The sequence below is a fragment of the Magnetovibrio sp. genome, from assembly GCF_036568125.1.
GTDB lineage: Bacteria > Pseudomonadota > Alphaproteobacteria > Rhodospirillales > Magnetovibrionaceae > Magnetovibrio.
Genome location: NZ_DATCTF010000019.1, coordinates 187,514 through 208,019, shown reverse-complemented (window position 1 = coordinate 208,019; position 20,506 = coordinate 187,514). Strand labels below are relative to the sequence as shown.

General features: G+C 51.2%; 23 protein-coding genes and 1 pseudogene. 16 read left to right on the top strand and 8 right to left on the bottom strand.

From position 1 onward, the window contains the following. Positions 1-64 precede the first annotated feature (64 nt). The 3 genes from VIN96_RS16230 to VIN96_RS16220 all read left to right on the top strand — a co-directional run bounded on the left by VIN96_RS16230 (position 65) and on the right by VIN96_RS16220 (position 3,727). Positions 65-1,090, top strand: coding sequence for a TAXI family TRAP transporter solute-binding subunit (locus VIN96_RS16230; RefSeq protein ID WP_331897659.1), 1,026 nt, complete (start codon positions 65-67; stop codon positions 1,088-1,090). A 100-nt stretch (positions 1,091-1,190) separates the two neighbouring features. Next, positions 1,191-3,299 carry a TRAP transporter permease gene (locus tag VIN96_RS16225; RefSeq protein ID WP_331897658.1) on the top strand — a complete coding sequence of 703 codons (2,109 nt, stop codon included), beginning with the start codon at positions 1,191-1,193 and terminating at the stop codon, positions 3,297-3,299. Between the two features lie 2 nt (positions 3,300-3,301). After that, on the top strand, positions 3,302-3,727 hold the full coding sequence (locus VIN96_RS16220) for a universal stress protein (RefSeq protein WP_331897656.1): 426 nt from the start codon (positions 3,302-3,304) through the stop codon (positions 3,725-3,727). A 5-nt stretch (positions 3,728-3,732) separates the two neighbouring features. Here the strand turns inward: VIN96_RS16220 and VIN96_RS16215 are convergent, their stop codons facing one another. Further along, positions 3,733-4,293, bottom strand: coding sequence for a hypothetical protein (locus VIN96_RS16215; RefSeq protein ID WP_331897654.1), 561 nt, complete (start codon positions 4,291-4,293; stop codon positions 3,733-3,735). Positions 4,294-4,452: 159 nt separating this feature from the next. Between VIN96_RS16215 and VIN96_RS16210 the strand changes: the two genes are divergently transcribed. The 3 genes from VIN96_RS16210 to VIN96_RS16200 all read left to right on the top strand — a co-directional run bounded on the left by VIN96_RS16210 (position 4,453) and on the right by VIN96_RS16200 (position 6,793). Then, positions 4,453-4,830: a hypothetical protein gene (locus VIN96_RS16210; protein ID WP_331897652.1), complete on the top strand. Its 378-nt coding sequence runs from the start codon at positions 4,453-4,455 to the stop codon at positions 4,828-4,830. Positions 4,831-4,958: 128 nt separating this feature from the next. Continuing rightward, a complete protein-coding gene (locus VIN96_RS16205) occupies positions 4,959-5,345 on the top strand; it encodes a (2Fe-2S) ferredoxin domain-containing protein (protein ID WP_331897651.1) in 387 nt (128 codons plus the stop codon). Positions 5,346-5,542: 197 nt separating this feature from the next. After that, entirely contained in the window at positions 5,543-6,793 is a 1,251-nt protein-coding gene (locus tag VIN96_RS16200; protein WP_331897650.1) for a site-specific integrase, read from the top strand. A 332-nt stretch (positions 6,794-7,125) separates the two neighbouring features. On the opposite strand, the gene VIN96_RS16725 is transcribed toward VIN96_RS16200, so the two are convergent. Continuing rightward, on the bottom strand, positions 7,126-7,269 hold the full coding sequence (locus VIN96_RS16725) for a hypothetical protein (RefSeq protein WP_414675633.1): 144 nt from the start codon (positions 7,267-7,269) through the stop codon (positions 7,126-7,128). 356 nt (positions 7,270-7,625) lie between these two features. On the opposite strand from VIN96_RS16725, the gene VIN96_RS16195 reads away from it, so the two are divergent. The 4 genes from VIN96_RS16195 (at position 7,626) to VIN96_RS16180 (ending at position 12,734) form a co-directional block, all read left to right on the top strand. Continuing rightward, entirely contained in the window at positions 7,626-8,825 is a 1,200-nt protein-coding gene (locus tag VIN96_RS16195; protein ID WP_331897648.1) for a hypothetical protein, read from the top strand. A 36-nt stretch (positions 8,826-8,861) separates the two neighbouring features. After that, on the top strand, positions 8,862-9,995 hold the full coding sequence (locus tag VIN96_RS16190; protein ID WP_331897646.1) for a hypothetical protein: 1,134 nt from the start codon (positions 8,862-8,864) through the stop codon (positions 9,993-9,995). A 176-nt stretch (positions 9,996-10,171) separates the two neighbouring features. Beyond that, complete coding sequence (locus tag VIN96_RS16185) at positions 10,172-12,292, top strand: GNAT family N-acetyltransferase (protein WP_331897644.1); 2,121 nt, start codon at positions 10,172-10,174, stop codon at positions 12,290-12,292. After that, complete coding sequence (locus tag VIN96_RS16180) at positions 12,285-12,734, top strand: ASCH domain-containing protein (protein ID WP_331897642.1); 450 nt, start codon at positions 12,285-12,287, stop codon at positions 12,732-12,734. Before VIN96_RS16185 ends, VIN96_RS16180 begins: the two co-directional genes overlap by 8 nt. A 23-nt stretch (positions 12,735-12,757) precedes the next feature. Here VIN96_RS16180 and VIN96_RS16175 read toward each other — a convergent pair whose 3' ends face one another. From VIN96_RS16175 to VIN96_RS16160, 5 genes and pseudogenes are all read right to left on the bottom strand, one after another. After that, a complete protein-coding gene (locus VIN96_RS16175; protein ID WP_331897641.1) occupies positions 12,758-13,405 on the bottom strand; it encodes a hypothetical protein in 648 nt (215 codons plus the stop codon). A gap of 45 nt (positions 13,406-13,450) precedes the next feature. Further along, positions 13,451-13,606: pseudogene (locus tag VIN96_RS16720) on the bottom strand (HNH endonuclease); the annotation flags it as partial. Positions 13,607-14,216: 610 nt separating this feature from the next. Further along, complete coding sequence (locus VIN96_RS16170) at positions 14,217-14,840, bottom strand: CBS domain-containing protein (RefSeq protein WP_331897640.1); 624 nt, start codon at positions 14,838-14,840, stop codon at positions 14,217-14,219. A gap of 18 nt (positions 14,841-14,858) precedes the next feature. Next, positions 14,859-15,185 carry a TusE/DsrC/DsvC family sulfur relay protein gene (locus VIN96_RS16165; protein ID WP_331897638.1) on the bottom strand — a complete coding sequence of 109 codons (327 nt, stop codon included), beginning with the start codon at positions 15,183-15,185 and terminating at the stop codon, positions 14,859-14,861. A gap of 52 nt (positions 15,186-15,237) precedes the next feature. Next, positions 15,238-15,693 carry an Rrf2 family transcriptional regulator gene (locus tag VIN96_RS16160; RefSeq protein ID WP_331897636.1) on the bottom strand — a complete coding sequence of 152 codons (456 nt, stop codon included), beginning with the start codon at positions 15,691-15,693 and terminating at the stop codon, positions 15,238-15,240. Positions 15,694-15,977: 284 nt separating this feature from the next. On the opposite strand from VIN96_RS16160, the gene VIN96_RS16155 reads away from it, so the two are divergent. Then, on the top strand, positions 15,978-16,574 hold the full coding sequence (locus VIN96_RS16155; RefSeq protein ID WP_331897634.1) for an HPP family protein: 597 nt from the start codon (positions 15,978-15,980) through the stop codon (positions 16,572-16,574). Positions 16,575-16,836: 262 nt separating this feature from the next. Here the strand turns inward: VIN96_RS16155 and VIN96_RS16150 are convergent, their stop codons facing one another. Next, positions 16,837-17,289 (bottom strand): group III truncated hemoglobin, encoded by a 453-nt coding sequence (locus VIN96_RS16150; RefSeq protein ID WP_331897632.1) that lies wholly within the window; start codon positions 17,287-17,289, stop codon positions 16,837-16,839. Positions 17,290-17,851: 562 nt separating this feature from the next. On the opposite strand from VIN96_RS16150, the gene VIN96_RS16145 reads away from it, so the two are divergent. The 5 genes from VIN96_RS16145 (at position 17,852) to VIN96_RS16125 (ending at position 20,474) form a co-directional block, all read left to right on the top strand. Continuing rightward, positions 17,852-18,328, top strand: a complete 477-nt coding sequence (locus VIN96_RS16145; protein WP_331897630.1) for an RT0821/Lpp0805 family surface protein — start codon at positions 17,852-17,854, stop codon at positions 18,326-18,328. Positions 18,329-18,436: 108 nt separating this feature from the next. Further along, positions 18,437-18,793 carry a hypothetical protein gene (locus VIN96_RS16140; RefSeq protein ID WP_331897629.1) on the top strand — a complete coding sequence of 119 codons (357 nt, stop codon included), beginning with the start codon at positions 18,437-18,439 and terminating at the stop codon, positions 18,791-18,793. A gap of 346 nt (positions 18,794-19,139) precedes the next feature. Next, positions 19,140-19,463: a hypothetical protein gene (locus tag VIN96_RS16135; protein WP_331897627.1), complete on the top strand. Its 324-nt coding sequence runs from the start codon at positions 19,140-19,142 to the stop codon at positions 19,461-19,463. Positions 19,464-19,467: 4 nt separating this feature from the next. After that, positions 19,468-19,869: a hypothetical protein gene (locus VIN96_RS16130; protein WP_349257171.1), complete on the top strand. Its 402-nt coding sequence runs from the start codon at positions 19,468-19,470 to the stop codon at positions 19,867-19,869. A 5-nt stretch (positions 19,870-19,874) separates the two neighbouring features. Next, on the top strand, positions 19,875-20,474 hold the full coding sequence (locus VIN96_RS16125; protein ID WP_331897623.1) for a TetR/AcrR family transcriptional regulator: 600 nt from the start codon (positions 19,875-19,877) through the stop codon (positions 20,472-20,474). Positions 20,475-20,506 lie beyond the last annotated feature (32 nt).

Here is a 20,506-nt window from a genome sequence, read left to right as displayed (position 1 = left end):
GGCAACGGCGGGAGAGGCCGCAAAAGCGGCCAAATTATAAAATCAAAAGCATGGGAGACTGACTATGTCATTCATCGGCAAATACAAAGGCGCGATTGCGGTTGCGACCTTGTGCGCTTCCGTCGCGGCCACCGCTACGGTTCAGGCCGCGGAAGCTCGTAACTATCTGCTGGCGACCGCCAGCACCGGCGGCACCTATTATCCGGTCGGCGTGGCGCTGTCCACGTTGGTCAAGGTCAAGCTGCAGCCGAAAGAAAAAATCGGCATGTCCGCGATCAACTCCGCGGGCTCCGGCGAAAACGTCAAGTTGTTGCGCGAAAACGAAGTTCAATTCGCCATTTTGCAAGGCCTTTACGGGTACTACGCTTGGAAAGGCGTCGGCCCGGTTGCTGCCGATGGTCCGCAAAAGAACATGCGATCCGTGACCATGTTGTGGCAGAACGTCGAGCAGTTCACGGTGCTCAAGGAATTCGCCAAGACCGGTACGGCTGACGATTTGATGAATCTCAAGGGCCAGTCGATGGCGCTGGGGACCAAAAACTCGGGCACCATCGGTTCCAACAAGACGCTTCTCGGCAACCTCGGCATCGACATCGAAAAAGATTACAACCTGGTCTATGGCGGCTATGGCCCCAGCGGCGATGCTTTGCAGAACGGTCAGGTGGCGGGTATCGGTACGCCCGCAGGCGTGCCCACCGGTGCGGTGACCAAGGTCTTCGCTTCCATGGGCGACAAAGTGACGCTGTTGGGTTTCACCCCCGAACAGGTCAAAAAAGCCAATGGCGAGTTGGGCCTGTGGACGCCGTTTACGATCAAGGCGGGCACCTATCCCGGCTTGGACAAAGACGTCACCACCATCGCGCAGCCGAACTTCTTGGCGGTGAACGCGGACGTTGATGAAGACGCGGTCTACAAGATCACCAAGACGTTCTATGAAAACCTGCCGTTCTTGAACGCCATCCACTCGGCAACCAAAGCCATGGATATTTCCAAGGCCATCGCCGGTCTGCCCATGCCGTTGCACCCCGGTGCGGCAAAATACTACCGCGAAGTCGGCATCGAAATTCCCGATAGCCTGATCGCCAAATAAAAACAGAAGAAGACGGATCTCCCACACTGACTGTCGCCACATATTTTCGTGGCGGCAGTCGATGGGGGCTGGGTGGTCATCTGATGAGGGGCAGGGGAAGATGAGCGAGCAGACACACATTGAAATCGACGAGCCGGATACAGGTTTCCGTCGCGACCATGGGCTCTTGGCCTTGGTGCTGATGGCGTTGGGCGTGGCCATCTCGCTGTTGCATATTTATTTTAACATTTTCACCATTCTGCCGACGTTGTGGCAGAACGCGTTGCACTTCGCCGGTTTTGGCTTGTTGTGCGTTTTGCTGCATCCATCCGTGCACACCCATGAACGATGGGCGGGACGCATGGTTCTGCTTTTCGATATCGCCTTTGGCCTGTTGATCGCCTTTTCGGCCATCTACATGATTTCGATGGAAGACGCGATTTACGAACGCGGTGTACGTCTGAGCACCACCGAGTGGGTGTTCGGCATCATCTTGATCTTGTCCGCCATCGAACTGACCCGCCGTACCACAGGCTGGATCATTCCGATTTTGATTGTGGTTGCGCTCAGCTACGTCGGTTGGTGGGGCGCAGAGATCGGCGGCATTTTTTCGTTTTCCGGATTGTCCGCGGAAACCATTTTGTTTCGCAGCATTTATGGCGACGATGGACTGTTCGGCAACATCGCGCGGATTTCCTCGACCTTCGTGTTCATGTTCATTTTGTTCGGCGCATTCTTGGTGCGTTCGGGCGCGGGCGACTTTGTCATCGACTTGGCCCGCGCGGTGGCGGGTAAAACGGTCGGCGGTCCGGGTTTGGTGGCGGTGTTCGCTTCCGGTTTGACGGGCACCATTTCCGGCTCTGCCGTGGCCAATACCGCATCCACCGGGGTCATCACCATTCCGCTGATGAAGAAAGCGGGCTTCCCGCCGAAATTCGCCGCCGGGGTCGAGGCCGCGGCTTCAACCGGAGGTCAGTTGATGCCGCCGATCATGGGTGCCGGTGCGTTCGTGATGGCCAGCTATACGCAGATTCCCTACACCACGATTGTGTTGGTCAGCATCCTTCCGGCAGTTTTGTACTTCGCCACCGTGGCGTTTTTCGTGCGGGTGGAAGCCAAGCGCAGCAACGTCGTGCCGGTGGATGATGGCATCAAGGCCAGTGAAGTCTTAAAGCGCGGCGGCCTGCCCTTCTTGCTGCCGATTACGGTTTTGATCGGGTTGTTGGTTTATGGCTACACGCCGACCTATGCAGCCGGCATCAGCATTTTGGCCATCGTCGTCGCGTCTTGGTTAACGCCCAACAAAATGGGTGTGAAGGCGATAATGGAAGCGTTGGCGCTGGGCGCGCGCAATATGATCATGACGGCGGTGTTGCTGTGCAGCGTCGGGTTGATCGTCAACGTCATCGCCACGGCAGGCATCGGCAACACATTTTCGTTGATGATTTCCCAATGGGCTGGCAACAGCCTGCTGATCGCGGTGGTGTTGATCGCCATCGCGTCGCTGGTGTTGGGTATGGGGTTGCCGGTGACGGCGGCCTACATTGTTTTGGGTACCTTGTCGGCGCCGGCGTTGTTCAGTCTCATCACCGAAAGCCAATTGGTGCACGCCATCGCCGATGGGACGGTTTCCGAAACCGCCAAGGCGATCTTGATGCTGGCCGCGCCAGAGCAAGCGGCCAACCTGGGCTCGGCGATGTCGGTGGAAAGCGCTCAAGCCATTCTCGCCATGGTGCCGCCGGACTTGATGGGTGCGTTTCGCGAACAGGCCTTAAGCGCCGACACGTTGACGTTTGCGCTGCTGTCGGCGCACATGATCGTGTTTTGGCTGAGCCAGGATTCCAACGTCACCCCGCCGGTTTGCTTGACGGCGTTCACCGCCGCCGCGATCGCCAAAACCCCGCCGATGCAGACCGGGATGACGGCGTGGAAAATCGCCAAGGGACTTTATGTGATGCCGTTGCTGTTCGCCTACACGCCGTTCCTTGGCGGGCCAATCGTCGACGTCTTGTTGATCTTCGCCTTCGCCCTGGTTGGACTGTATGCGCTGACCGGTGCAATTCAAGGCTATCTGGAAAACCGCCTCGATCTGCTGTCACGTCTCGGCGTCGGCGTGGCAGGAGTGTTGCTGTTGTGGCCGACCTCCATAACCATACATGTGGCGGGCTTGGTGTTGTTCGCTATTTTGTTCGCCGTGAATGTGCGCCAAGCGAAAACGCTGGAGGGATAATCATGTACCGCCGAATTTTGCTGCCCATCGATTTGGGGCACGTCGCCAGCAACGACAAGGTCATTTCCATCGCCGTTGAAATGGCGCGTCATTGGCAAGGTGAGATCCATGCCGTCACCGTGGTGCCGCCCATCAGCTCGATGGTCGCGCCGTACCTGCCGCAAAGCGTCGAGATGGACACGGTGCATGACGTCGAGGCACGCTTGACGGATTTGTTGAAAGCCAGCATTCCCGACGACATCAAGGTATCCCTGCGCGTTGTCGAGGGTGCGGTCTATCACGAGATTTTGCACGAAGCGAAAAAGTGGCAGGCCGATGTGATCGTGATCGCCTCGCACAAACCCGAACTGGGCGACTACCTGCTGGGCAGCAATGCCGCCAAGGTCGTGCGTCACGCGCCGATGTCGGTGTTTGTGGTGCGCCTTTAAAGGTACTAAAACGCACCGGGTTGGGAGATCTCCGCGCACATATGGTTCATGGCGCTTTCGCTCATTTTTTCGGCGCTCAAAGCCGTTGTCGTGTCGGTCCAGGTAAATCCGGTGTTTGATCGCCAGTAGCCCGCTTCCGCGCCGCTGTTCCCGTGGTGTAGGCGCATATCGGCAGTGATGTCCTTGCGCCAACCGGCAAACGTCAAATCCTTGAGAACCGTGAACGCCCCACCCAGCACATATTCGACTTTGAGCGTTTGGCCGACGGCTTTGAAATCGGCGTCGGATGGGCCGAAGGTCTTGTGCAGATCGACACCGGCCGTGTAGACGGCGGCCTCCACCGTTTCGCGCGGGGCGAACGTGAACACCCCGGTTCGGGTCAGGCATTCGCTCAATTGCGTATAGGCGATCCGCGATAGGTTGGGGTCGTTGGTGTACCACGGCAACAGCGCCGCCGTTGCAGGCCCCGCGTCGCGCGGGGTGGCGACGGGCGGGCGGGCGGGCCCCGCGGTGACGCAAGAGGACAGCAATAGGCTTGCCGACACAAGCAGCGCCAGACGGGGCATGGCGTCATCCTCCTTATATCCGAGAGCATCTGTTATTTTACCTCATATTGAGGTGTAAGGTGGTGGCGATCGCTGCAAAGCGCCGCTTGAACGCCGGCCTCTATGCGGCCTAACATCAAATCATATGAAGCGACCGTCACAACAAGATAGAATGGCGCAATGAACGAAAAACCAAACTCAGGGACGGAAGAACTGGTCCCGCGCAAAATGAGCCTGCTTGGCCCGAAAACGGCGGCCGAGCGCGCCGCACGCACACTGCGTAAAAATTGGACGATGCCAAGTGCTGCGACGATCACGCCCGCCCCACAACCCGCCGAACCTGAGACCGTCGCACTGCCACCGGAACCGACTGCCGTGGAGGTAACGCCGAGCGAGGTGCAGGTGCTGGACGAGCCGACAACTTCCCAGCCTGAGGTCGCAGAAACGCTCCCCACTGACAAAAAGAGCAAAAAAGATAAAAAGAAAAAGTCGAAAAAGAAAAAGACCAAGGACAAGCAAAAGAGCAAAAAATCCAAAGGCAAAAAAGACGCCAAATGACAGCGTAGGGGTAACAATGGCCGAGCAACGCACATGTCCAGAATGCGGAAAGACCTTCACCTGCAACCCTGACGGCGATTGCTGGTGCAAAGCCTATCCGGTCGTGAAGATCCCCGAAAATCTTAAAAGTGATCAATGCTTGTGCTCGTGTGTGCTGGATCGGTTGGTCAAAGAACAACAAGCGGCTCTCGACGGCGAGCCCGAATGAAGAGACGGCGGACGTGAAGAGCAAGACCTTTAAAATCTACATGTGCGGTAATCAAAGAGCCGGAGGGGCCGGCTGCATCAGCCCCGGTGCGCGTGAGGTTCTGAGTGTTTTGAAAGCGCGAGCCCAACAGCACGCTGAGCAGATAGACGTCATCGAAAGCACATGCATGGGATACTGCGGGCAAGGCCCCAATGTCAAAATCCACGGCGGTGCGTTCTTCCACAACGTGCAGGTTGATGATGTGGATGAGATCTTGAACGTCCTACAGACCCGCAAAACAAAAAAAGCCCGCCAAAAGGCGAGCTAATGCATTTAGTTCTTGGCATCCCCTAGGGGATTCGAACCCCTGTTGCCGCCGTGAGAGAATGGCGTTGAGGACAATATAGGACAGCATATTACGATATAGTATATTGATTTAATTGAATTTAGTTCATTGCCGTATTATGCGGTTCATGGCAGTATATCCATGCTTATTACCTAAAAGTTACCTAAAATGGATGTGTCATGGCCCGCACCGTTCGAGACGCCAGAATTGAGAGCCCCACCGCTCGGCTAAAGCTCGCCGTGCGTCATGAGCCCTATTGGCGGACCATCGACGAAGGCATGCATCTGGGCTACCGCAAGGGTAAACGTAAAGGCTCGTGGCTGGCGCGGTTCCGCAGCGAGGGTGGTGGTTACCTGAAAACCGTGGTCGGCATGGCCGATGATGTTCTCGATGCAGACGGTGTCTCCGTGCTCACCTTTAGTCAGGCCCAACACAAGGCGCGCAAATGGTTTGCTGATCAAGTTGGCCTGCAAGCGGGTGCCGGAACGCGGCGGGGCGGTTACCGGGTTCGGGACGCCATGGAAGACTACCGCGCTTGGTTTACCATCCACCGTCGAGGGTTGTCGCAACTCAACTACGTTATCGACGGGCATATTATTCCCGAGCTTGGTCAGCTGGACACCAACAAGCTGACGCCCGCGCGTATTCGAACCTTTCATGAGAGTCTGGCTTCGACGCCGGTCCGTCTGCGAACGCGCGCTGGGGAGGAGCAGCGGTATCGTGAATCGCCCCAAACGGATGACGAACGGCGTCGGCGTAAGGCGTCGGCCAACAAGATCCTCAACATGCTCAAAGCGGCGCTCAATCGCGCCTATGACGAAGGCAAGATCGCACGCGATGATGCATGGCGGCGCGTGAAGCCGTTCCGCGAAGTCAACGTGCCCAGGGTACGCTACCTGACCGCGGAAGAATGTCGAAACTTAATCAAGGCCTGCGCCCCTGAATTTGCCCCCTTGGTGCGGGGCGCAATTCTCACGGGGTGCCGCTATGGCGAACTCACCCACATGACGGCAGGTGATCTGAATACCGAGGCAGGCCGATTGTGGGTCGGCACCAGCAAGAACGGCAAGGGTCGTCATGTTGTATTGACCGAAGAATCATCGGCCTTCTTTGCAGGCCTGGTGAAGGATAAAGCGGAAAGTGATCTGATCTTTACGCGGAAAAATGGACAGGCCTGGGGCCGGTCACATCAGCATCGTCGTTTGGTTGAAGCTTGTAAGGCGGCCGCGATTGAACCCGTTATATCGTTCCACATTCTGCGTCATACCCACGCGAGTCACCTCGCCATGAACGATGCGCCACTAGCCGTCATCGCTCGCCAACTCGGCCATTCCGACACCCGCATGGCCGAGAAACATTATGCGCACCTGTCGACAGACTACATCAGTGACACGATCCGCAAATCGTTCCCAAATATAGGGTTGGGCTGATTGTGATTGTCAGGCTCATAACCTGAAGGTCGTTGGTTCAAATCCAACCCACGCAACCAATAATATCAACGGCTTAGCCTTCATCGGCTAAGCCGTTTTTGTTTGCCGGGTAAGCAGAGGCTAAGCGACGAAGTTCAAGCTTCTGCAAGCTGGAGCAAAGAACGAGGACAGGGAGTCCGCGATGGCGGAGAGAGTGGTATCTTAACTTATTGATTAAAGACTATTTTGATAGGGGCACGTGAAAATCGAACTTTTTCAACCATACTTTGACCTATACTCGGATTAGGTCCAATTCGGGACCAATATGCCTGAACAGGCGCGAACACGGAGGGTCAGACGGCTTCCGTCAGGCGACGGATCGACGCATGCTTGTTCAATGTGCGCGTCCCGATTCTAACACAGTTCAGTTCTTTAGTGTTGATGAGGTCGTAGAGCTTAGTACGTCCAATGCCCAACAGCGCCATCGTGTTCTTCACTGAAACCAGTTAAGCTTCGGGATGAATGGTCGGCTTCGCCGGTTCCGGCCGTGGCACAGGTGTGGACTGGACAACCCCGCGCCCTCGCGCTGTGTCTCCAGCGTCGAGGCATCGCCCAGGTTCAAGTAAGCAATTGGGCCCGCATCAGTCATGGTCAGATGATGGCTGTCCATATGCTGATAATTAAGACACCTATCATAGCCTAGACACACCCATGACGGGATGAAAAAATGAGGGTTCATCCCGTTTCATGTATATTGAGCGTGTTCTCCAACACTCATTTGTGACATCGCATGAATATAAATATTTCTCTCCAATGTGACGCTTGTGGCGAAATCACGAATTGCCGGATCGGCATGTCAAACCGAGCAGAACAGCCGTTGCGTTTTTGCTGCCCGGATTGCGGCTCCCCAATTGATATCGTGATTGGGGGAAAACATCCGGGCATCTCAGGTGCGACCCAAGTTGAAGGCGAGCAACCATTTGGCGACAAAACAAACTTCGTCGACCTGCACTTGGACTTTCCTGTGCATTTTGGAAAGTACGTAATGGGTGAAACGCCATTCATGAGAGCCGCAGAGCGTATTGGGATCGATAACATCGCAATACATGGTAGGCGTCTAAGTCAGTTAGACGCCACATATACCGAGTTTCATGTCTTTGGAACGCTGCTCAAATTCTACATACGTGAAAAGTGGACACCCTTCAAAAGCGCTATCGAGAAACGTTTTGGGGGCAAAGTAGCATCCGACAAAATGCAGGACCGGAATGCGGCCTTGTATCTGGCAATTGCCAAAATCATGGCCCCTTTTGCGATGCCCAATCAAGCTGAGGAAGACATCCAATTATATATGCAAGTCCAAATAGACTTGGCCCAAAATCACAAGCAGGCATTCCATGCATTCCTGGATGAAATGCTGAACTCGGGATTTCTTAAAAACCTGCAAATTGCATGCATAGGCATATATCCCAAGATACTTAAAGCAGAGATACCATTACGCCCAGTACTCTTTCTCGATTTTGACCAAGAATACCAGGATCATGCCATCCCAATGCGCGTTTCGGCAGACGAATTTGAGACTTACAAGGACTTATATAAAGACATTGCAGAAATCATTTCTCGTCAGTTTGTGTTGGTTGCAGGCCTAAATAACTTACTCAAGAGAGGGGATCACAATCTCTTCAAACCTGAAATTGGCAAAACCAAAAGCGGCAAAGATTTCACGCCAAAATCCCTGCACGACTTTGCCGACATCCCTTTTGGAAGGAAACAAGATTTTATTGATGATAGCTGGTATGCATTTGGCGATGATGCCGCAGACAACCAGCTTCGGAACGCGATTGCACATGTCAAAACGGACTATGACGAGATCACCCAGAAAATCACTTACTACCCTCGACTAGAGGGTATTAAGCAAGCCAAATCCGAGGAAATGTATTTCCTGGATTTTATGAGACGGATTTTGATCGCCTACAGGGAAATGAACAGACTACATCAGCTCATTAAATCTCTCTTCTATTACCACTACTTAATTCGTGAAAAGGCGACGAGCTAGCACTAAAAACAAAGGGGGGGGAGGATAGGAAATTATATGTCTAACAAGGCGCATAATGAGGCTGCTATCCAGCTGTGGGAGCAGGTGTTTGAGAGGTTGGCAAACTCAGAATTTGCAACAATCATAGATGATGACACCGATAACGGCATAGAAGATCAACATTTTCGAGAAGCTCTGACAAATGCTGGGTGGAACTCTTCTGAGATTGAAGCCCGTATAAATTTTCATAACGAAGAACTCGCCAATGCGCCCGTTACTAGTCCGGGTGTAAATCCATTTGTTGAAAGCCATTTGGACAGAATATGCACAAGTGTTGAAGAGGCGATGCGGCGTTTGCATGTTGACTCAGCCTCTCGTGCCGCTAGAGGTGTGGAGCCACGGACGGATCATCATGCTTCGATGATTAACGTCATAATGACCGATCAAAACATCATAACAGTAGGCTCTTTTTTCTTTCGATTCTGTGGCCTAATTGCCCGAGCATTTACTCGCACGTTGCAATTGCAGCCATGGTTATGGGAGGCGCCAGATTATAACGATCAATTACTACGGGACCTCCTACGTGCAAATCCCAGAATTCTTTCATACTGGATGACTATTTACTTGTCCTTTGCTGCAACAGGAACTCATGCACTCACATCATTCCGCCCCGCGTCAAAAAGGGAAGTTATACTTTTCGAACAAGTCGCCCGGGCAATGGAAATATTTTCTGTGGCACATGAATTTGGACATCATCACCATAGGCACGGAGGTCACATTGAGAGTGACTCCAAACTAGAAGAGTTTGAGGCTGATCAGTTTGCGCTAAAAATCTGCTACGAAGTTGAGCGCTTTCCAGTGATATTCCAGAACCCGTATTTAGCATCAGGGGCAGGAGGGGTTATTGTTTTGATGGCAAGCGACACTCTGAAAAAAATTAAAGCATTAGTTATAGGCAAGCGCACTCAACCTCAAAAAACACACCCCGAAACATTCGAGCGTCTTAAAAGGTTCGATTCTGTTGCCTGCCTTACTCCATCAACTTTTTCGACTCTTAAGGGTTTCAGGACTGCTTCAGCAAGAATTATGGGGGGCGTAGACAACCTGATGACCGAACTTTTTGATACAATTCCACATGATGTAATTAGTGATTTACAGCACCTAGCCAAAATATCCAGAGAGCCAGAGTAAACCACGCGCGTACTCACGGTGATGTTGGCAGAGGAGTATTGGAGTCTCTGCCGATTGGCACGCTATGATTGTAATGCTATTCTTCGTTAATTCGTCATACGCAAGCGCGAGAATATACATTGAAGCCGATAATTACAGTCCTGACCTCTTACACCGACGTCGAGCCATATGTTGACTTGGCACGTGCAGGAGCAGACTCGGAGAAGTATGCGCTCGGTTTTCTGCCGCCGAATGCTTTTAGCCAAGCTGCCGAGCAAGGAAAATTGCTGGTTGCCATCAATGACTCCGGCGAATTTCTTGGGCATCTAATGTATGGCGGGGTATTCCCTCACTGCAAGGTTATGCAAATATACAGCGTTCCCGCATTTCGGAAACTTGGCATTGCCCAACTTCTTATGGAACAGCTTGTCGATTACGCTCAGGAGAGGGGTTATTTAAGCCTTAGTGCCAAAGTCGCAAATGACTTAGATATAGCAAATCAGTTCTATGAACGAATGGGGTTTCAAATCGTTGGAACGCGACCAGGTGGCAAGACGCGAAACAGGCTTCTCTACTACAGGGTACGTGATCTAGGTACACCTAGCTTATTCGATTTCATGTCTCCCCAAAGCCATGGAACATTTTCAAGCCTTGGAATATCTGGCGGCTATAGTTCAACTACTCCCATGTACGCCATTGATTTGAATGTCCTGTTCGATGTTGGCAAAAAGAGAATGCGCAGCCGTAATGCTGGCATGGTTTTCAAAGCAAGTTTCCGTAACGACGTACGCCTTGTTATTGCTCAAGAGTTCATTGAAGAACTGAAGCGTACATCACAAGACTCTTCCAATGATCCCTATCTTGAACTCGCCCTCCAAATGAACGTGCTGCCCATGCCCAGGCCAAAAGAAATTGGAGCGATAGAAAAGAAGTTAGCTGCTCTAATTTTTCCTGAGAGGCACACCCAAAATATCTTAAAGCTGCAAGACAAGTCTGACGTCCGACATTTGGCAACAGCCATTCATCACAATGCAGCGGGCTTTATTACCAGCGAAAACGCAATCCTTCGAGCTCACGACCATCTACGATCAGAATACGGTTTAGATATCCTGGGTGTTTCAGATTTCTCTGATACGGAATCATCAAACGGTGACGACATTCCAGTCGAGCAAATTGCACAAGCTGAAGATACGGAATTGACTTCCAATTCTTTAACTGCAGGATTGCTTCAAGAGACAACAGCCTTTCTCAAGCAACTCCATGTCCCTAAAAAATCTATTGATGATGCCATTTCTCAGGGTGATGCAATCTCACCTCAAAGGCAGGTCATACTTCGAAGTGAAGCAGGCATTGTCTCTTTCTCTTCTTGGACAATGGTTCAAAACCCGAGGCCAACAGCTAAGGTCTTTCTATGCGCGGATGAGAATGTACCGGCAGCAGCAACTGCGATCGAACATACTCTTAATCGGATATGCAAGACGGTCAGTTCCAATACACCAGCAAGGGTCCGCCTCAACATATTGCCAGGCAACCCGATTACCCGTAAGGCCGCTTTGGCTCATGGCTTTAGGCCCGAACCAGGCAAAGAAGAACATGGCACAACTCTGCACAAAGTAGCCCTTGGCACTGTCGTCAGCGAAAAGAATTGGGATCATATGAGAAGGGCCTTAAGGGCTCTTGCTGACGTCGAACTTCCGCAGAATATCCCTCAATTTGACGACGCAGAGACCCCTATAGAAATAAAAAACAATTCCGGCGAAACAGTTCCAATTCCTCTTCGCGAGTTGGAAACCCTCTTATCACCAACGTTAATAATTCTACCAGGAAGACCTGCTGCGGCAGTTTCAATTAAACGCGTCTTTGCAGACGAGTTGCTTGGCACGGCAGATCAATTGTCCCTTTTAACCCCTCCCGAGGCAGTTCTTTTAAAGGAACGCGTTTACTACAACACACCCCGCGCCGTATCGATACTGGCACCGGGCACCCCAATCCTTTTTTATGAATCTGCTGAGGCAGGAGGGCGTAAGGGCATCGTCGCTGTTGGGCGTGCTACGGAATCTCACATATTAACGTACGATCAAGTAAATTCTGATATGAAACGCAAGGGCGTTCTTGATGAAGAAGGCCTGAAACGCATTGGAAACAGCGAGACAAAATTGGTCACGGCCTTTGATAACATCATGCCTCTGAAAAACTCTATCACATTGAAAAGGCTTCGTGAAATTGGCTGTGCTGATGGGGCCAATTTTATTACTGCAAAACGAATTAAGCCTGACCATTTAATAATGGTGATCAATGAAGGGCTGCAAAATGAATAATTCCCACGACATCCTCATTTCAGTAGAAGAACGCCATGCGTCAAACATGCTCGCGGGAAGAAAAACTGTTGAGCTTAGGCGTAAGCCCTTGAACATTCCCACAGGAACACGGGTTTGGGTCTATAGCAAACTTCCTCGCGGAGAAATTCAGGCACTTGCAATTGTCGAAGAGGTTGTTGCCGATGCGCCTAAAGAAATTTGGAAAACATATGGGGCCAAAAGTGCGATCTCCAAAAAAGAATTTGATGCTTACTTCGCGGACACACGAGCAGGATATGCAATCGTGTTCGAAGAAGTTAAGCCATTAGCACCAATCCTTAGTCTTGCTTCCATCCGTGAAAAAATATCTCATTTTCAGCCTCCCCAATTTTTTAAGAGACTCTCCCAAAGCGGGCCAGAACTAGCGTTCTTCGAGACTGCGCTTGCGAGTCCGGCTGAATAAATTATAGACTGCGGTATCCATTTTTAGCCTCTTTCCAAGAGGAGTTTTGGCATCGTCTTTTCCGCATAAAGCGGTGATTTATAATGGTTTTCAGATAGCCATTTTTCATAGCCACTTATTTCTGGGCCGCCGAAATTTATTGCGAATTCAATCCCAAGAATTGCAATCACAAAAAAATACTCACTGTGATCTGTAACTAGAATATCAAATTCATGAAGCCGTTGGACGAGTTCCCCATTATCCTCAACATACGCATGACAAGCATCATAAATACGCCTTTGATGATAAGGCCAGGATTTGGGTTTCATCCCTGTCCTTGCAAAATTTCTTAATTCATCAAGTTGTGTATCAAGAACGACTTCCTTTATGCCGCCTGCGATGCTCGCATCATGCTCAAAACTGAGGATACGGTAGGCCAGGGCCTCCAATGCCATCTTTGCCAATAGGCGGTCCATCAATCCGTAAGGAGGCAACCCTGTATTGATCGGAAATAACATCCTCATTGCTCTCTCTCGGGAGACCGCTTCTGTGATCAACCTGAAATGTCTCTCATCACTAAAGTGAACAGATATTGCACTTTCATCTTCAGGAATGTGAAACGCTGCTTCTGTCCCCAAATCAATTTCAGGAAGATAAATGGGAATCTGAGAAGGCCGGTTCTTCTTTGACATGATCTGCTGTTCACTCCGCAAAGTGCGAAAAAAAACATGATCGAGAACTGGCTTTTCCACCTTCCGCGAGAAATAATTATTGCAAGTGTCGCAAACAATGCCTTTGGGCAGGGTGTGAAGACTGTTCCCTAGCGACTGGGGGATTATGTGTTCTTCGGATTTGCTGTTAAGGGAAGAGTTTCTACAAAAAATGCAATTCATTCTGTGAGTCTAAAATTCTGCTAAAAAGGGAAGCTGACCGCTACCAAAATTGAAAAATTATTCGCCACAGATTCATTTCATATCATTTCAACACGCAATGATAGACAAAAATCCATCATTTCTCCTGCAAATATATGCCAGATATTGATGTAAGCCTCTGTGAATGGAGCTCAAAAAATGGCGGACAACGTGACAAATAAACTTTTTACCCTTCGTATGAAAAACGATACCGACGAAATCCACAAACCAGTTTGCAAGGTGAAGATCAAACGCGACTCAATTGTGCCGAAATTGGGCGTAATGTCTGCGGAACCTGTGTAAGCACGCTATACACAACATACGACACCTGGGATATAGACTTTCCCCAAAAGACGTATTTTGGGGAACAAATCTTGCCCTCGGAACCAATAATATCAATGGTTAAGCTAGAAATGGCTCAGCCGTGGGAAAGCTTCTCCGGAAGTGATGAAATTCGGTCGTTGTAGTGCACGCACTACAACTTTGACGTTCGGAATATAAAGCCTAGTCGTATTTGAAAAAGAAGACAGCACTAGACTTCAACTTTTCCCTCTTGGAACTATGTGCGCTCATCTACAGAGAACTTTGCCGTTCATTTTTCGCCGCTTTGCTTGTAACGGTCAAAAAATACTCGAACCAGATCCGAACGCGTGATCACCCCTAACAAATGACGGTCTTGATCGCAGATGAGCACTCTTTTGATCTGATGGCGCTTCATCAGTTCCAGAACACCATGCACATTGTCATCGGGAGATGTGGAGACAACGTCCCGCACCATGTAAGCGGAGACCGCGTCGTTTGGCGCCTCTAGTTGAGATTGTTGTCCAAGATGGCTGAACATAGCCTCAAGCGTTTGCCATATATTGTGTGTTGGGTAATGTGCAGGCAACCCAAGCCCACGAAGAAAATCGGCTTCGGTGATGATGCCGACGAGCTGATCGTTATCGTCCACGACTGGGAGTCCGCTGATGCGCTCCTTGACCATAAGGTGAGCCGCCTCAGACATCAGAGTCTGCGGATGGACAAACCGAACTGGCTGGCTCATGATCTGGGTTACGCCTAATATCTCGTTGAGGCGCTGATGAGAAAAGTGCTGCGCGCGTTCGGCTAAAGTCATCACGTCTTGCGCCGCAACGTCAATGATGGTCCCCATACTCTCAAGAGCACGTTGGTAGTCTACCAATTGCGGGCGTCTCAATCTTCCATTGTCGCTCATCTGGTTTCTCCATATGTGTCATCCGGTACTCCAAGACCGCGGTTTTTTCATGCCGGATATTTTGCAGACCTGCTGCACATAACCATAGGGAAACAACTCGAACAGACGATTGCGGGGGGCGCCGCTGTTTTTCATGAACATAACGGCGTCGCGCGAGCTGGGGGCAACGCCATGCTCGCCATACCATTCCCGAACGAAGCGGATCACATGCCAGTGTTCTTCGGTCAACACGATGTCTTCTTCAGCAGCAAATGTTTCCGCGATTCTTTCACTCCAGTCACTTGGGTCTAACAGATAGCCTTCATCGCCGGTTAGAGCCCCAATGTAGAATGTTTGTGCAGTCATAATGCCCTCGTTATCTCATTTATCATGGGGGAATTTACGTGGATATTCTGCCTCATGCCGATTTGATGTATTTCACATCAAGCTGTACCAATTTGGTCAGCTCCTTAGATGGATGGAGAAGGTCCGCGAGGGTGTAGCGGTCCAAGACAACCAGAAAAGCTTCCAACGCTTCGTGCATAACGTCCTGTAGGAGGCACACCGGTGCAATCAAGCAGTTTTTTTTGCCATGACCATGGCATTCAACCAAATCCATGCGGCCTTCCATGGTTCGGATAATGTCGCCGACCACAATCGTTGCCGGTTCGCGCCCCAACCGAATGCCTCCATTCTTGCCGCGGACTGTTTCGATGAAGCCTGCGTTGCTCAGCTTTTGTGCGATTTTCATAATGTGGTCGCGCGATAACTCATAACGCTCGGAAATTTCCCGAATAGTCGCCATGCGATCAGGCTGCAGCCCTAAATAGATAAGTACGCGAAGAGCGTAATCCGTGTGTGCGGTCAGACGCATTGGGGTATTGCTTTCATCCGTTGAACGTTCTTAGTGACCCAACAGCCTGTGCGATGGTTGTCACCGGGAGTAACGATACGCATGCAAAGATGCTTTACAAGCGCATCATTATACCCAATAACATGCATATTATATGCATGTTATTGGGTTGGTGCAACTCAATAGGCCTATGAGCTTCGAATTCTTCTGCTCGAACACCATCGAACTTCTAGGGGAGCGTTTCGAGCGGTATTGAAAACAAACGGCCTCCACATATTGGTTTTGAATGTTCAGGGGAACGATGAATGCAAAATCAGGAACGAAAACCAGATCATCAACCGGCTCATCATGTACCGATGGCGCGTCCCCCGTTGAGCGCCATAGCTTGGTCGGTGGTCAGCTCTGGTCTCGCCATTTTCGTTCTGGCAGAATTGGAAAGTTTGATTGTAATCGGGCACGATGCTCCATTGATTATTGGTGCGTTCGGCGCCTCGGCGGTGCTGTTGTTCGGTGCGCCGAACAGCCCCCTTGCACAACCCTATAACGTGTTAGTCGGACATGTGCTGTCTGCCGCAATCGGAGTCGCGGCATATAAAGCGGTTGGTGTATCGAACGGCGTGTCGATGGCGCTGGCGGTGTCTCTGGCCATCGGTGGTATGCAACTCACGCGCAGTCTACATCCGCCGGGGGGAGCGTCCGCATTGATCGCGGTGATTGGCACAGATCGGATTCATGATCTCGGGTTCCAATATGTGGCGTCTCCGGTGGCGCTTGGTGTGGCTGTGCTTTTGCTTGTTGCGTTCGCCACCAACAACGTCTTTGGCAAAAAGTCGTGGCCTTTGTTCTGGTTCCCAGTCTCGCGCGTGTCGCGGCGCTTTTGGAGACGCCAAACGCAAGAGTAAGGACGTTGTCCGAGTGCCTTCCTATTCAACATGTAGGAGGAAAATACCTGCTTCGCCCCCCAATCGTATGTCTTGTAAAATCGGCTTGTCGCGATCTGCTTTACACCAACACACGCCCCCCATGTGTTGAGGGCTGTCTGATGGGCGGAGAAGCCCTGAATACCTGGAATCAAGTTCGTGCATGAAGCACGGTGGGGATGCATAAGACGTGGGTGCATCATCATTGTGGTGGTTGCTCATTGATCACCTCTTCGGTGGTGGGTCAAACACTGAGATCATCTTTGATGAAACGTTGGCCTTTGGCCAAAATATGCCCGTGTCCAACGGCGATGCCGAGCTCCAGGCTTTCTGCGATGCGGCGAGCGCGTTCTATGAAGTGGTTGGCGGCAGTGGGAGGGCAAACGGTTCGTGCAGTATTTTCGAACAGCTCCAACCAACGGTCAAAGTGGCGAGCATCGACAGGCAGATTCGCATGTTTGCCCATAGGGTTGCCATGAAAGCGCCCAGTCATCAATGTGACGGATGACCAGAAGTCGCACATGGTTCGCAAATGAGGCCCCCAGTCGGTGATGTGTGCAGCAAAGATGGGGCCGAGCACCTCGTCACCCTGGATGCGGGCATAGAAAGTATGCACAAGGTGCTCGATCATCGCTTCGTCGATGCCGGTGCCGGCAACTATTTGATTTCTGATTTCTGTGCGGCGTGATTCAGACATGGGGGTTCCTTAAAAGAGGTATATTAAATGCATCTTTATCATGTTCGACGCTAAGCCTCAAATGGATATTACGTGACGCGGCTGTTCAGGGCGGTGATAGAAGAGGCTGATTACCAAGTCCCGGGCTCTCGGCATATGGTGTTCGCTTGGGGTGATAATTGGGGCTTTACAAATAAGATTGGCGGCAATAAGTTAGCAATTAATAACTAACTAAATGCCGTTGTGGCATGTGTGGTTATGGTGTTTCGTGACTGGTGAGGGAACTTCGCCCTTACAAAACAGGGTCTCGAAGCGAGGAAAGATGAAGAGGGTATGTACAGGTCGGTCCTCAAGCGTAGGAAATTTTAAGGCTGTTTATGCCGCAGACCGCGCAGTGGAAATAGCGCTGACCAGCGGTTGATGTTCATTCGATTCCCCCTGAGTACAGGCCTTCTGAGATTAGGCCGGGGGGGGAGAGGGGGGGGCTGAAGTCATAATTATTCCCCCGATGGTTATGTCGCTCCCCCCTTTTTTATTTCAACGAGATCCATCCATGACGATGGCGTTATGAAAGAAAAATACGATGCATAAAATAAGCAAGGTGGCGGTTGGTTTTGTTGGTCTGATCATGCTAGCGGGTTGCCAAAGCACAGGATCAAAAGAATTGGTCGGAACGCTCGGCGGTGCTGGGTTGGGCGGTTTGGCCGGTGCGCAAGTGGGCAAAGGCGATGGGCGATTGGTGGCTGTTGCCGCCGGTGTGCTCGGTGGTGCGTTTCTGGGTAAATCCATAGGCAAGAATTTAGACCAAGTGGACCAAATGATGGCTGCGAATAGTCAGCAGGATGCGCTTGAAAACGGCGCTTCCAATCAACCGGTGCGATGGAAAAACCCTGACACGGGACATGCGGGGGCGATCACGCCAAAGCCGGCACACCAAGATGCAACCGGACAGGTTTGCCGTGAGTTTCAGCAAGAAATCACCGTCGGTGGAAAGACGGAGCAAGCCTACGGCAAAGCATGTCGGCAGCCAGATGGTCAGTGGAAAATTGTTTCTTCCTAGGCCCTGTGCGCTCATTTGTGCGCACGTTCCATATGCGCCGCGTGTTGGATAGCGGTTTGGAACACCGACAACTGTGAGCATGGTTACAAGATAAATTTGGAGATCTTCATGTCGCCACTTCGCCCCCTTATGGTTTGTAGTTTCTTTTGGCTTGCCGTCTCTTCCGCGACAGCCCGTTCCGAGGAGCTGCTCTCGAAAGCACAAATTGATCAAGAGATCATCGGCAAAACGCTTGTGGGAAGACGCATGGGGATGGCGGTCCGGGTTATCTATCATCAGGATGGCGCAGTGACGATAAACTCGCCGATCTTGTCCGGGTCAGGAAAATGGCGTTACGGCCAAGATGGCCTCTGTATGGATTTGGTTCGCGGTTCGCATCTCACAAAGAGTTGCGTAACGTTTGTGTCGCTTGGCGGGGGTAAATACCGCAACTCCGAAGGTGTGACTTTGAGCGTTGAAAACTAAGTTCAAGGCAAATTCTTGTGACTGACGGCCCTTCACTGCAGAGAGGGCACTTACCTTGCGCACTGTGTTTTTGGCAGGGGGGCGCCCCACCACCTTATAACGAAGAGCTAAACTTTAATGTAGTTGACGAACAAATTTATTATGTTAGTGATTAATCGCTATCTTACGATTTAGCTAGGGTTTGGAAGCAGATGACATGAAAAGAACGTGCAAATTATGTTGGGGAACTACGGCTCTGTTGGGCTTAGCCGTTGTGGCCTTAGCCTACGTGTTTGTTATCCGTGGCGATGTAACGTCTCACGATGATGGACGAATGACCATAAATCTATCCGCAGGTGAGCGGGATATGCTTCTCGCCGAAATGCGTGGATTTCTCGAAAGTGTGCAATCGATCACCTCAGGGCTTGCCGCAAAGGACATGGCCGTAATATCGGACAGTGCGCATGCGGTTGGCATGGCCAATGCGCAAGATGTTCCGGTCGCCTTGATGAGCAAATTGCCGCTTGAATTCAAATCCCTGGGGATGAAGACCCACCAGGCCTTCGATGCGCTCGCCTTAGAAGCGCAAGACATGGGCGATGAACAGATCATTCTCACTAAAGTGAGCGAATTGTTGCTCAATTGTACGGCTTGCCATGCCGCGTACCGATTAGATGCCAAACAAAGGTGACATCATGCAAGGGATAACACCGTCAAGACCGTGGGTGGCCGTTGTCGCCTCAATCGTTGCTGTGTTGTTTGGGCTTTTAACGATTAAGTCCGGTGGCGCCGTGTTGTTTTTTGATGGTCCTGCGAGGGCTGCGGCAGGCGCTTATGTGCCCTTCGTCCTGTGGTTTAATTTTTTCGCTGGGTTTGTTTATGTCCTCGCTGGCGCGGGCCTCTTTTGGGGGCGTGGTTGGGCGGTGAAGTTATCTTGGCTACTCGCTGCGACGACGGTGATCGTGTTTATCGCCTTTGGCTTCCATATTTTAGCGGGCGGAGACTTTGAAGCACGTACTGTCGGTGCCATGAGTTTGCGGACCGTGGTATGGTTGTCCATCGCCTTCTTTACCCGCAAGGCTTGGATAATGGGATGATTTAAATGACCACAGTTCGCACCAGAAAAAGTGCTGATGAACGCAAAGCTGAGATTGTAGATGTCGCCATCCGATTGGCTGGTGATATCGGACCGGACCGAATCACCACGGAACGGATTGCTAAGGAAGTTGGAATTTCTCAACCCGGCATTTTCCGGCATTTCCCGACGAAGGGTGATATCTGGTGGGCTGTCGCTCAGCGCATTAGCGCAATGATGGGTAAAAAAGTAGGTGCGAGCGAGAAAGAGGAAACCATCCCAGCCGGTAAATTGAGGAAACTTGTGCTCGGGCATTTGGGTTTTTTGGAGAAGACCCCGGCAATCCACGCGATTTTATTTTCGCGCGAACTTCATTCTGAAAATGAAAAGTTGCGGGCCTTCTTTGCCGCGTTAATGGCCAGCCGACAACGCCATTTTGCCAAGCTGATCGAGGCTGAAATTGCCTCAGGCCGATTCCGTCAAACACTTGATGCCGATGATGCCGCCTATCTTATTTTGGCCCTGATACAGGGGCTTGTTATGCGATGGTCGCTCAATGCACGGGGGTTTGATTTAGTGGCCGAAGGGAAAAGGTTGCTTGATCTGCAACTCGATAGTTTCAAATAAATCTGCTGCGTCAGGAAGATGAGGGCTTTCAG

Excerpts from the sequence above, each read along its gene's own strand:
- VIN96_RS16230 (WP_331897659.1), top strand. The coding sequence starts at position 65 with ATGTCATTCATCGGCAAATACAAAGGCGCGATTGCGGTTGCGACCTTG.
- VIN96_RS16225 (WP_331897658.1), top strand. The coding sequence starts at position 1,191 with ATGAGCGAGCAGACACACATTGAAATCGACGAGCCGGATACAGGTTTC.
- VIN96_RS16220 (WP_331897656.1), top strand. The coding sequence starts at position 3,302 with ATGTACCGCCGAATTTTGCTGCCCATCGATTTGGGGCACGTCGCCAGC.
- VIN96_RS16215 (WP_331897654.1), bottom strand. The coding sequence starts at position 4,293 with ATGCCCCGTCTGGCGCTGCTTGTGTCGGCAAGCCTATTGCTGTCCTCT.
- VIN96_RS16210 (WP_331897652.1), top strand. The coding sequence starts at position 4,453 with ATGAACGAAAAACCAAACTCAGGGACGGAAGAACTGGTCCCGCGCAAA.
- VIN96_RS16200 (WP_331897650.1), top strand. The coding sequence starts at position 5,543 with ATGGCCCGCACCGTTCGAGACGCCAGAATTGAGAGCCCCACCGCTCGG.
- VIN96_RS16195 (WP_331897648.1), top strand. The coding sequence starts at position 7,626 with ATGTCAAACCGAGCAGAACAGCCGTTGCGTTTTTGCTGCCCGGATTGC.
- VIN96_RS16190 (WP_331897646.1), top strand. The coding sequence starts at position 8,862 with ATGTCTAACAAGGCGCATAATGAGGCTGCTATCCAGCTGTGGGAGCAG.
- VIN96_RS16180 (WP_331897642.1), top strand. The coding sequence starts at position 12,285 with ATGAATAATTCCCACGACATCCTCATTTCAGTAGAAGAACGCCATGCG.
- VIN96_RS16175 (WP_331897641.1), bottom strand. The coding sequence starts at position 13,405 with ATGTCAAAGAAGAACCGGCCTTCTCAGATTCCCATTTATCTTCCTGAA.
- VIN96_RS16170 (WP_331897640.1), bottom strand. The coding sequence starts at position 14,840 with ATGAGCGACAATGGAAGATTGAGACGCCCGCAATTGGTAGACTACCAA.
- VIN96_RS16165 (WP_331897638.1), bottom strand. The coding sequence starts at position 15,185 with ATGACTGCACAAACATTCTACATTGGGGCTCTAACCGGCGATGAAGGC.
- VIN96_RS16160 (WP_331897636.1), bottom strand. The coding sequence starts at position 15,693 with ATGCGTCTGACCGCACACACGGATTACGCTCTTCGCGTACTTATCTAT.
- VIN96_RS16155 (WP_331897634.1), top strand. The coding sequence starts at position 15,978 with ATGCAAAATCAGGAACGAAAACCAGATCATCAACCGGCTCATCATGTA.
- VIN96_RS16150 (WP_331897632.1), bottom strand. The coding sequence starts at position 17,289 with ATGTCTGAATCACGCCGCACAGAAATCAGAAATCAAATAGTTGCCGGC.
- VIN96_RS16145 (WP_331897630.1), top strand. The coding sequence starts at position 17,852 with ATGCATAAAATAAGCAAGGTGGCGGTTGGTTTTGTTGGTCTGATCATG.
- VIN96_RS16140 (WP_331897629.1), top strand. The coding sequence starts at position 18,437 with ATGTCGCCACTTCGCCCCCTTATGGTTTGTAGTTTCTTTTGGCTTGCC.
- VIN96_RS16135 (WP_331897627.1), top strand. The coding sequence starts at position 19,140 with ATGCTTCTCGCCGAAATGCGTGGATTTCTCGAAAGTGTGCAATCGATC.
- VIN96_RS16130 (WP_349257171.1), top strand. The coding sequence starts at position 19,468 with ATGCAAGGGATAACACCGTCAAGACCGTGGGTGGCCGTTGTCGCCTCA.
- VIN96_RS16125 (WP_331897623.1), top strand. The coding sequence starts at position 19,875 with ATGACCACAGTTCGCACCAGAAAAAGTGCTGATGAACGCAAAGCTGAG.